Below are 9,457 nucleotides of genomic sequence, written 5' to 3'. Positions count from 1 at the left end.
GGGCGCATGCCGCGCCGTCCAAGCGCAAGCTCAAATGCGTCGGCCGCCCGGAACATGCGTTCCAGGCGACCTCGTGGTGGGCCGTCTATAGCTGCGGGGCCCCTCCGCGGTCAACGGATTTGGCCGGTTTGCGCCGCTTCGCGGCCCGATCGGCGCGTCAGGTTTCTTTCCATTTGATGGAGCAGCCCATGGAGGGCACCTGCTCGGCCGGCCCGCGGCCGGTCTCGGCCACGGCTTTCATGGCCTCGAACAGTTCCCGGCGGGCGCCGGGTGCGGCCGGGTTGCGGCCGCTCGCGTCCAGCCGGCCCCGGTACTGCAGCTCGAGATCATGGTTAAAGCCGAAGAAGTCGGGCGTGCAGACGGCACCGTAGAGGCGGGCGACCTCCTGGCTCTCGTCGTAGAGATAGGGGAAGGGAAAGCGATGCGCCGCGGCGACCTCCTTCATGCGCGGGAAGCTGTCCTCGGGGTAGGTGACGGCGTCGTTCGAGGAGATCGCCACGGAGGCGATGCCGAGCCGGGCGAGGTCGCTGGCGTCGCGCACGATACGGTCGAGAACGGCCTGCACGTAGGGGCAGTGGTTGCAGATGAACATGACGAGCGTGCCGTTCGGCCCCTTGAGCTCGTCGAGGGTGTAGGTCCTGCCGTCCGTCGCCGGCAGCCAGAAGGCCGGCGCCTTCCAGCCGAACTCGCAGATGGGGGTCGCTTCGGCCATGGCTTCAGCTCCAGTTCCTCAAGTGCGCGGGACGGCGCCGACAGCCACATCGAGCGGCTCGAACGCCAGGCCGTCGCCGGCAAACACGCGGGCGCGGGCGCTTATCTCCGCAGGATCGCCCGTTGTGAGCAGCACGAGACGCGGCTCATTCGCAGCGGCGCCCGCGTAGTGGGCATGGCGCGACAGATAATCCTCCAGGCTGTCGGCGACAATGTCCGGCTGGGAGAGAATGCGCGTCGCGGGCGGGAGATGGCGGCGGAACAGGTGCTCGACGAGCGGAAAGTGCGTGCAGCCGAGAATGGCGCGGTGGGGCGGTTCGCCGCCCGCCTGGGCCATCGCACCAGCGATGCTGGCCTCGACGAGACGCTCCAGATCCGAGTCCGCCGCGCCCACCTCGATGGCGCCGGCCAGCTCCGAGCAGATCTGCTGCAGGACGGTGACCTTCGGGCAGCGCTTCCTGATCTCCTCCGCGTAAACGTTGGAGGCGATGGTGCGCGTGGTGCCGAACACGGCAATGCGGTCGGTGAGGAACTTCTGCGGATACTGCGGGGTGGTGACGGCCCAAGGCGTCTGCGTTGCCGCCTCGACGGTGGGGGCAACGATGCCGACCACATTGTGGCCCTCGGCCTTCCAGTGCGTCGTGGGCAGCCAGGTCGTCTGCAGGCGGCGCGCGGCCACGGCGGTCGCCGTGTTGCAGCCAAGGACAACGAGCTTGCAGCCGCGCCGGAACAGGTGCTCGACGCCCGCGCGCGTGAGATCGATGATCTCCTCCGAGGGACGATCGCCATAAGGGACGTGGGCGTGATCGCCCAGATAGACGAAGGACACTTCGGGGAAGCGCCTGGTCAGCGCGGAAAGTACCGTGAGCCCCCCAAGGCCGGAATCGAAGACGCCAATCATGGAGCCCTTGTTTGCGCCGAAGCGCCTCGTGGGTCAATCGGCGGCGTGGCGGCCCCTGCTATTCCGCCGCCTCAGACGGCGAGCGGCCCGCCGCCGATGCCTCCTGGTCGGCCGTCTTCAAGGCCTCGAGGCTCGGCATGGAAATCGTGCTGTAGCCGCAGTCGACGAAATGCACCTCTCCCGTCACCGCAGCCGACAGATCCGAGAGCAGGTAGAGCGCGGAGCCGCCGACGTCGTTCAGGCTCGGCGTGCGGCGCAGCGGCGCGTGCTCCTTCTGGAAGTTGAAGATGACGCGGGCGTCCGACACGCCGGCGCCGGAGAGCGTGCGCATGGGACCGGCGGAGAGCGCGTTGACGCGGATGTTCTGCGGGCCGAGATCGGCGGCGAGATAGCGCACTGAGGCCTCGAGCGCCGCCTTGGCAACGCCCATCACGTTGTAGGAGGGGACCGAGCGCGTGGCACCGCCGTAGCTCAGCGTGAGGAGCGAGCCGCCGTTCGGCATCAGCGCCATGGCGCGCTGCGCGATCTCGGTGAACGAGAAGCAGGAGATGACCATGGTGTTGGTGAAGTTGTCGCGCGTGGTGTTGACGTAGCGCCCAGCCAGCTCGCGCGGATCGGAGTAGGCCAACGCGTGCACGACGAAGTCGAGGCTGCCCCAGGCTTCCTTCACCTTCGCGAAGACGTTGTCGACGGTGGCCAGGTCGAGCACGTTCGCCGGCTCGATGATCTCGGCCCCGATCGACTTGGCGAGCGGAACGGCACGGCGGCCGAAGGCGCCGTCCTGATAGCTGAATGCGAGCTTTGCGCCGTGCCCATGCAGGGCGCGCGCGATGCCCCACGCGATCGAACGATCATTGGCGACGCCCATGATCAAACCGCGCTTGCCCGCCATCAGCGGACCGGGGTTGGTGACATCAAAGTCGGTCATCGGAGACCTCACACTCACACCAAATTTGCAGCCGATCTCAAACCAGCCGCGTCCATTCCTGTAAACCTTCATGCTGGGCCACTCCCGAGGGGCGAAATGCCCCTAAGGCGCGAGACCTTGCAAGATTTCAGCCGTCGTATCGGTTAAAAATCAGAGTTGCATTTGTTCCACCGAAACCGAAGCTGTTCGACATCACACAGTTAAGCTCGGCATTGTCGATGCGGCTTCTGACAATCGGCATGTCTTCGAAGGCGGGATCCAGCTCCTCGATATTGGCACTTTCGCAGATGAAGCCGTTGTTCATCATCAAAAGCGAGAAGATGCTCTCTTGTACTCCAATCGCCCCCATTGAATGTCCCGAAAGGGACTTGGTGGCGGAAATCTTCGGAATCTCCTTGCCGGCAAAGACCTCGCGGATGGCCTCGATCTCCTTCAGGTCGCCGACGGGCGTCGCGGTTGCGTGGGGATTGATGTAGTCGATCTTGTCGATACCCTTGCCGTTGAGGCCCTGCATGGCGAGGCGCATGCAGCGCACCGCGCCCTCACCCGACGGGGCGACCATGTCGTAGCCGTCGGAGGTGGCGCCGTAGCCCACGATCTCCGCGTAGATCTTGGCCCCGCGCGCCTTGGCGTGCTCGAGCTCCTCGAGAACCAGAACACCCGCGCCGCCCGCGATCACGAAACCGTCGCGGTTCTTGTCGTAAGCTCGGCTCGCGGTGGCAGGCCGATCATTGTAGCGCGTGGACATTGCACCCATGGCGTCGAAGAGGACCGACAGCGTCCAGTCCAGCTCCTCGCAGCCGCCGGCAAAGATCACGTCCTGCTTGCCCCACTGGATCAGCTCGGCCGCGTTGCCGATGCAGTGCGCCGACGTGGAGCAGGCCGACGAGATCGAGTAATTGACGCCCTTGATCTGGAAGCTCGTGGCCAGCACGGCCGACGGGCCCGAGCACATGCCCTTCGGAACCTCGAACGGCCCCACCTTCTTCGGGTCCTTCTCGCGCGCGGTGTCGGCCGACCAGACGATGGCCCGCGTCGACGGGCCACCCGAGCCCATGACGATGCCGGTGCGCTCGTTCACGACGTCGCCGGCCTCGAGACCCGCGTCGCGGATAGCCTGCTCCATGGCGATGTAGTTCCAGCCGACGCCCGCCTCCATGAAGCGCTTGGGCTTGCGCGGAACCTGTGCCTCCCAATCGAGCTTCGGGTCGCCGTGAACCTGGCTGCGGAACCCAAGCTCGGCATACTTCTCGGACCGCACGATGCCGGACTTGCCCTCTCTGAGGGAGGCGAGCACCTCCTGGGTCGTGTTCCCGATCGAGGACACGATACCCATGCCGGTGACGACCACACGTCTCATCGACAACCCCTTCCTCGCCCGCCTGCCGTGTTCCCGAAAGCCATTTTATACTGATTTATCGGCTCATGCGGCGGCCGGCGCTTCCCCCGCCTCGAACAGACCGACGCGCAAGTCGGTCGCCGTGTAGATCACCTGGCCGTCCGCCTTCAGCACGCCATCGGCAATGGCGAGCTTCAAACGCCGCAGAATCACGCGCTTCAGATCCACCACATATTCGACCTTCTTGACCGAAGGGAGAACCATGCCGGTGAACTTCACCTCTCCCACGCCCAGCGCCCGGCCGCGACCGGGGGCGCCGAGCCAGCCCAGGAAGAAGCCCGTGAGCTGCCACAAGGCATCGAGCCCAAGGCAGCCCGGCATCACCGGGTCGCCCTCGAAGTGGCACTTGAAGAACCAGTCCAGCCGCTCGTTGCCCTCAACGGCGAGCTCGGCAACCACCTGGCCCTTCTCGTGGGCGCCGTGGCTGTCGGAGATATGGGCGATGCGGTCGAACATCAACATGGGGGGCAGCGGCAACTGCGCATTGCCTGGCCCAAACAGCTCTCCGCGCCCGCACGCCAACAGATCCTCGAAGTCATAGCTTGAACGGCGCTCGGCCATCGATCAGCTTCGTCCCTCTCTGTCCGTGTCAGTCCCGACGGCCGCGCGGCGCACTCGAACCCGCCGTATGCCGCGAAGCGCGGTTCGGTCACGTGTTCGGGATGACGCATCGGACCCCGCAAGCGCGTTGTCCTAGCACATCCGACTGACGTTCAAACGATAATCGCGGGCACCGTCAAGTCGCCCAATGGAAAAGGTGACGTATTGTCCAGAACGGCCGCTCGAGGGCACCCGGCCACGGGCCGCGAGGGGCGGTACATCCCCTTAGCGGAAATTCCGCCCAAAACAGCGCCTTGGACGGCGGGTTGCGGTCCCCCGGCGCTGCTTCTATACTGAGGGAGTTGAGGAATCAGGCCTCGGTGGCGTCGAGCTCTCGCAGGTGAGCTTGGCCGTGGAGGCTTACCCGAGTCGGCACCCGCATGAGCGAAGACTTTACTGACGACCTTACCCCCGGCGAAGACGCCCTGGCGGAGAGCGGCTTGGCGCCGCTGCAATCGCGTATCGCGGAGCGGCTTCGCAAATCCGGGCTGCGCCCCACGCGCCAGCGCGTGGCGCTCGGCACGCTGCTGTTCGGCGGCGAGGACCGGCACGTCTCGGCCGAAATGCTGCATGCCGAGGCTCTGAGCGTGGGCGAGCACGTGTCCCTGGCAACGGTCTACAACACGCTGCACCAGTTCACGGGCGCCGGGCTCCTGCGCGAGCTCGCGATCGATGGCGGCAAAGCGTACTTCGACACCAACACGTCCAACCACAACCATTTCTTCATCGAGGCCGACGGAGAGCTGATGGACATTCCCGGCGACTCGATCCGGGTCGACGGCGTGCCCGAGCCGCCCGAGGGCATGAAGGTGAGCCACATCGACGTGGTCGTGCGGCTGGTGCCGAAGGACTGAACGCACGCTTCGCTGCGCCGCACTATTCGCCCGGGCGGCTATTTCACGATCTCGTTTTCGTAGACGCCCCAGAGCTGCTTCTGGGGCATGTATCCGCGGAAGCGGTCGACCGTCACGCTGCACCAGCGCCCGTCGCAGGAGTGGATGTTGGCGATGACGCCCGCCTCCACAACCACAACCGTCCGCCCCCGCTCGCTGTCGCTGTTGCGCACCGGAACCTGGGGCACGGGCGCGCCCGCCTTCACATCCCACGGCGTGACGAGCGCGGTGCGCCTCCCGGACAGCAGCGACTGCAGCACCCAGCCTGTCGCGCCCTCGGAATCGCGCACCTGGCGCCAGGCCTCGAACTCGCTCAAGACCTCGACCGGAAGCCCGGCGCGGCGATAGACCCACGAGGTCGGATAGTCGGTGCCGGGCCCGGCGCGGAGGTTAACGCGGTCGGCTTTCAGGCTCACGAAGCGCGGTAGCGGCAACCCGCTTGTGGAGGTGCCGGGCGGCGTCGCGGCGGGGACCGCGGGCGCAGGTGTCTCAGCTCCGCCCGCCAAGGCAGTACCTGCCCAACAAAGCACGAGGGCGACACACGCAGCTCCTTGCGCGATGCCCCGGCCCGTCACTCGCATCTTCCGCTCCCGCACAGTCCCCGACTCGTTCCGGCTGACCAGACAGTCCATGACTTTGTCACGGGCGTGACCTTCTGTTAGACACAGCCCAGATCCTTGATACGCCGCCGGTGGAAGAGATATGCCCAACATTCAGAAGAAGCCAGTCGTCATCGTCACGCGCAAGCTGCCCGACGTGGTGGAAACCCGCATGCGCGAGTTGTTCGATGCCCGTCTCAACACCGACGACAAACCCATGACGCAAACCCAGCTCGCCGATGCCGCCAAGGTCGCCGACGTGCTGGTGCCCACCGTCACCGACCGCATCGACCGGGCCGTCATGTCGCAGGCGGGGCCGCAGCTTCGCCTGATCGCCAATTTCGGAACGGGCGTCGACAACATCGATCTCGACACGGCGCGCAACCGCGCCATCACCGTGACCAACACGCCGGGTGTGCTGACCGAGGACACCGCCGACATGACCATGGCGCTGATCCTCGCGGTGCCGCGCCGGCTGCCCGAGGGCGCGGCCTATCTCAAGGACCCGAAGACCAAGTGGGCCGGCTGGTCGCCGACCTGGATGCTCGGCAATCGCATTTTCGGCAAGCGCCTCGGCATCGTCGGCATGGGGCGCATCGGACAGGCGGTGGCGCACCGGGCCAAGGCGTTCGGGCTGCAGATCCACTATCACAACCGCAAACGCGTCGCGGCCGCGATCGAGGAGGAGCTGGAGGCGACCTACTGGGAGAGCCTCGACCAGATGCTGTCGCGCATGGACATCGTGTCGATCAACTGCCCGCACACGCCGGCGACCTACCACCTTCTGTCCGCGCGGCGGCTCAAGCTGCTCAAGCCCACGGCCTACATCGTCAACACGGCGCGCGGCGAGGTGATCGACGAGAACGAGCTCGCCAGGCTGATCGAAGCCGGCTCGATCGCGGGGGCAGGGCTCGATGTCTACGAGCACGAGCCGGCGATCAACCCGAAGCTCATCGCCTCCGACCGCGTCGTGGCGCTGCCGCACATGAGCAGTGCCACCATCGAGGGGCGTATCGACCTGGGCGAGAAGGTGATCATCAACATCAAGGCGTTCCTCGACGGGCACGCGCCGCCCGACAAGGTGCACCCGGCGATGTTCTGAGCGGACGTTGCGCTGCTCTCGCGGCCCCTGGATCCCGGCTCAACGCTCGGGCTCCCGCCCTCACTTGGCCGGGATGACACGTGAGGGTTTGCTTCCTGTCATCCCGGCCAAGCGGTGGCGCGTAAGCGGCACCGCTTGGCCGGGCCCAGGGGCCGCATCACGCCATGTAGTGCGCGATGACGGCGATGTAGAAGGCGAGCGTCGCCAGGTAGCCCGCGATCAGCCAGTTGCGGCCAGCGGGCGTGATGGGCTCGGCATGCCGCTTTGCCTTGCCGGACCGCACCAGCATGGGTCCGGTGAGCACGAGCAGTCCGGTCAGCACGTACCATTGGAGATAAAGCGAGGCGCCGATGCCGGCGATCAGCGCCAGCATGTTGATGATCGCCACGAACTCCGGATCCGAAGCCGACAACGCCGAATCGAGCACGTGGCCACCGTCGAGCGGCAGCACGGGTGCAAGGTTGAGGCCGTTCAGGATGGCGCTGACGAGTGCAAGCTGCTGGAACAGCGGCTCGCCGGTGGCGAACGCGGCGATGACGAAGGCCCCGGTGGTCAACAGGCTGAAGCCAGGCCCCATGAGCGCCACGAAGCCGCGCTCGGATTCGTCCTTCAAGGGCGCTGCCGACACCGCCACGCCGCCCAGGAAGGGAATGAAATAGATGCCCTGGACGGGCAGCCCGACCCAGCGCATGGCGAGCGCGTGGCCGGCCTCGTGGATGAGCAGCAGCACGAGCAGGACGGCGGCAAACATCCAGTCGAACAGGTACATGAAGCTCGCGTAGGTGAGGGCGCCCGTCAGAAGCGCGGCGCCGATCTTGCTCGTTGCGCGCGGCGGGGAGCCGGCCATGGCCTCGCAATGGGCACGCAGGCGGCGGCCGTTGAGACGGGCGCCGAGCGGGATCGTGACGCGACCCAGAAAAGTGTTGTGAGTGAGCTCATGCACCGTGGTGAGCAGCGTGCTGTCGGGACGCTGCTCGAGCTTGCAGGCGACGAAATAGTCGTGTCCGAGCGCGATGCTCGGCCCGCTCCCCTCAGGCAGCACCTCGATCAGCATGGCCTCTTTCGGCCTCAGCTCCACCTCCCGGTAGGCCATCGGCACGACGCGCTCGCCGATGCTCACCGTGCCCTCGTAGATATCAGCGGTGCCGGGACGCCGGGCGGTCTCGATCGCCACGCGCGGCGTGCCCTCGAGCACGATGCTGTGGGCAGACGACGCCTCCCACACAAGCTCGCGCGGCGCCTTGATATCGGTGGCCGTGACATACCTCCTGCGCCGCCGGCCCAGCAGGGCGTCCACGGCGCCGCGGAGAAGGAAATAAAGGATCCACAGGAGGTCGGCGATCAGTGTCATCGCGGAAAGCTCTCGGGTCTTGCAGTTTCGGCCCGTACCGCGCGGCGGCGCGGCGCGGAGCGTTCCCGCTCCGACGTGAATATTAGATAATGACCGCTAGAGGGGTATCATTCTGTTCCGGCGGGAACCGTGGGGCGCGGTATGGCGTGCGGCGAAAGATCGACGAGGGTGGGGTTGAGGCCAGTTAGCGGGTTCTCGGGATCCCAGGCGACGCGCACCGTCTCGAAGCGGGGCTCCTTGGCGTCGTAGAGCAGCAGACGGCCAGCAAGGCTCTCGCCGACGCCGGTCAGCTCCTTGATCACCTCGGTCGCCTGAAGGGTGCCGACCACGCCCACGACCGAGCCCAGGACGCCCACTTCCGAGCAGTTGGGCACCGTACCGGGCGGCGGGGCCTCCGGAAAAATGCAGCGATAGCTCGGGTAGGGCGTCCCGTCCGCCGTCCTTGCGAACGGCTTCAGCGTCGTGAGATAGCCGTCGAAGGGCCCGACGGCGGCGTGCACCAGCGTGCGGCGCGCGAAATAGCAGGCATCCGAGACGAGATAGCGGGTGGCGAAGTTGTCGGACCCGTCGGCCACGATGTCGAAGCGAGAGATAATGTCGGCGGCGTTGCCGGCATCGAGGCGGGTCTCGAACGTCTCCACGGCAACGTGCGGATTGAGGCGCGCCAGCGTCTCGCGGGCGCTTTCGACCTTCGGCATGCCGACGGCGCCCGTCGTGTGCACGACCTGGCGCTGCAGGTTGTCGAGCGAGACCTTGTCGTCGTCGATGACGCCGATCGTGCCGACGCCGGCCGCCGCAAGGTAGAGCAGGACGGGGCTGCCGAGCCCCCCCGCGCCAACGACGAGGACGCGCGCAGCCTTGAGCTTCGCCTGTCCCTGCCCGCCGATGTCGTGCAGGACGAGATGGCGCTTGTAGCGCTGAATTTCCTCGGGCGAGAGTGCCATTGCGCTTTCGCTTCAGCTTTTGCCCTTGG

10 protein-coding genes are annotated in these 9,457 nt (G+C 66.5%); 2 read left to right on the top strand and 8 right to left on the bottom strand.

Going from position 1 to position 9,457, the window contains the following annotated elements:
* Positions 1-157: 157 nt before the first annotated feature.
* The 5 genes from IT540_RS08450 to fabA all read right to left on the bottom strand — a co-directional run bounded on the left by IT540_RS08450 (position 158) and on the right by fabA (position 4,500).
* Complete coding sequence (locus IT540_RS08450; RefSeq protein ID WP_291175756.1) at positions 158-712, bottom strand: thioredoxin family protein; 555 nt, start codon at positions 710-712, stop codon at positions 158-160.
* An 18-nt stretch (positions 713-730) separates the two neighbouring features.
* Positions 731-1,612, bottom strand: coding sequence for an aspartate/glutamate racemase family protein (locus tag IT540_RS08445; RefSeq protein WP_291175754.1), 882 nt, complete (start codon positions 1,610-1,612; stop codon positions 731-733).
* 58 nt (positions 1,613-1,670) lie between these two features.
* Positions 1,671-2,540 (bottom strand): SDR family oxidoreductase, encoded by an 870-nt coding sequence (locus tag IT540_RS08440; RefSeq protein ID WP_291175750.1) that lies wholly within the window; start codon positions 2,538-2,540, stop codon positions 1,671-1,673.
* Positions 2,541-2,667: 127 nt separating this feature from the next.
* On the bottom strand, positions 2,668-3,900 hold the full coding sequence (gene fabB, locus IT540_RS08435) for a beta-ketoacyl-ACP synthase I (RefSeq protein WP_291175746.1): 1,233 nt from the start codon (positions 3,898-3,900) through the stop codon (positions 2,668-2,670).
* A gap of 63 nt (positions 3,901-3,963) precedes the next feature.
* Positions 3,964-4,500 (bottom strand): 3-hydroxyacyl-[acyl-carrier-protein] dehydratase FabA, encoded by a 537-nt coding sequence (gene fabA, locus IT540_RS08430; protein WP_291175743.1) that lies wholly within the window; start codon positions 4,498-4,500, stop codon positions 3,964-3,966.
* A gap of 419 nt (positions 4,501-4,919) precedes the next feature.
* Here fabA and irrA point away from each other — a divergent pair, with 419 nt between their 5' ends.
* Positions 4,920-5,393 carry an iron response transcriptional regulator IrrA gene (gene irrA, locus IT540_RS08425; protein ID WP_291175740.1) on the top strand — a complete coding sequence of 158 codons (474 nt, stop codon included), beginning with the start codon at positions 4,920-4,922 and terminating at the stop codon, positions 5,391-5,393.
* A 38-nt stretch (positions 5,394-5,431) separates the two neighbouring features.
* Here the strand turns inward: irrA and IT540_RS08420 are convergent, their stop codons facing one another.
* The gene (locus IT540_RS08420; protein ID WP_291175735.1) at positions 5,432-5,938 is read right to left on the bottom strand and encodes an SH3 domain-containing protein; all 507 of its coding nucleotides are present in this window, start codon (positions 5,936-5,938) and stop codon (positions 5,432-5,434) included.
* A 196-nt stretch (positions 5,939-6,134) separates the two neighbouring features.
* On the opposite strand from IT540_RS08420, the gene IT540_RS08415 reads away from it, so the two are divergent.
* On the top strand, positions 6,135-7,133 hold the full coding sequence (locus tag IT540_RS08415) for a D-glycerate dehydrogenase (RefSeq protein WP_291175731.1): 999 nt from the start codon (positions 6,135-6,137) through the stop codon (positions 7,131-7,133).
* A gap of 157 nt (positions 7,134-7,290) precedes the next feature.
* Here IT540_RS08415 and IT540_RS08410 read toward each other — a convergent pair whose 3' ends face one another.
* Complete coding sequence (locus IT540_RS08410) at positions 7,291-8,484, bottom strand: site-2 protease family protein (RefSeq protein ID WP_291175729.1); 1,194 nt, start codon at positions 8,482-8,484, stop codon at positions 7,291-7,293.
* Between the two features lie 107 nt (positions 8,485-8,591).
* A complete protein-coding gene (locus IT540_RS08405; RefSeq protein ID WP_291175726.1) occupies positions 8,592-9,428 on the bottom strand; it encodes a HesA/MoeB/ThiF family protein in 837 nt (278 codons plus the stop codon).
* Between the last annotated feature and the right edge of the window lie 29 nt (positions 9,429-9,457).

This window comes from Hyphomicrobium sp. (genome assembly GCF_020852195.1).
Lineage (GTDB): Bacteria > Pseudomonadota > Alphaproteobacteria > Rhizobiales > Hyphomicrobiaceae > Hyphomicrobium_C.
This window is presented reverse-complemented; position numbering and strand designations above follow the sequence as displayed.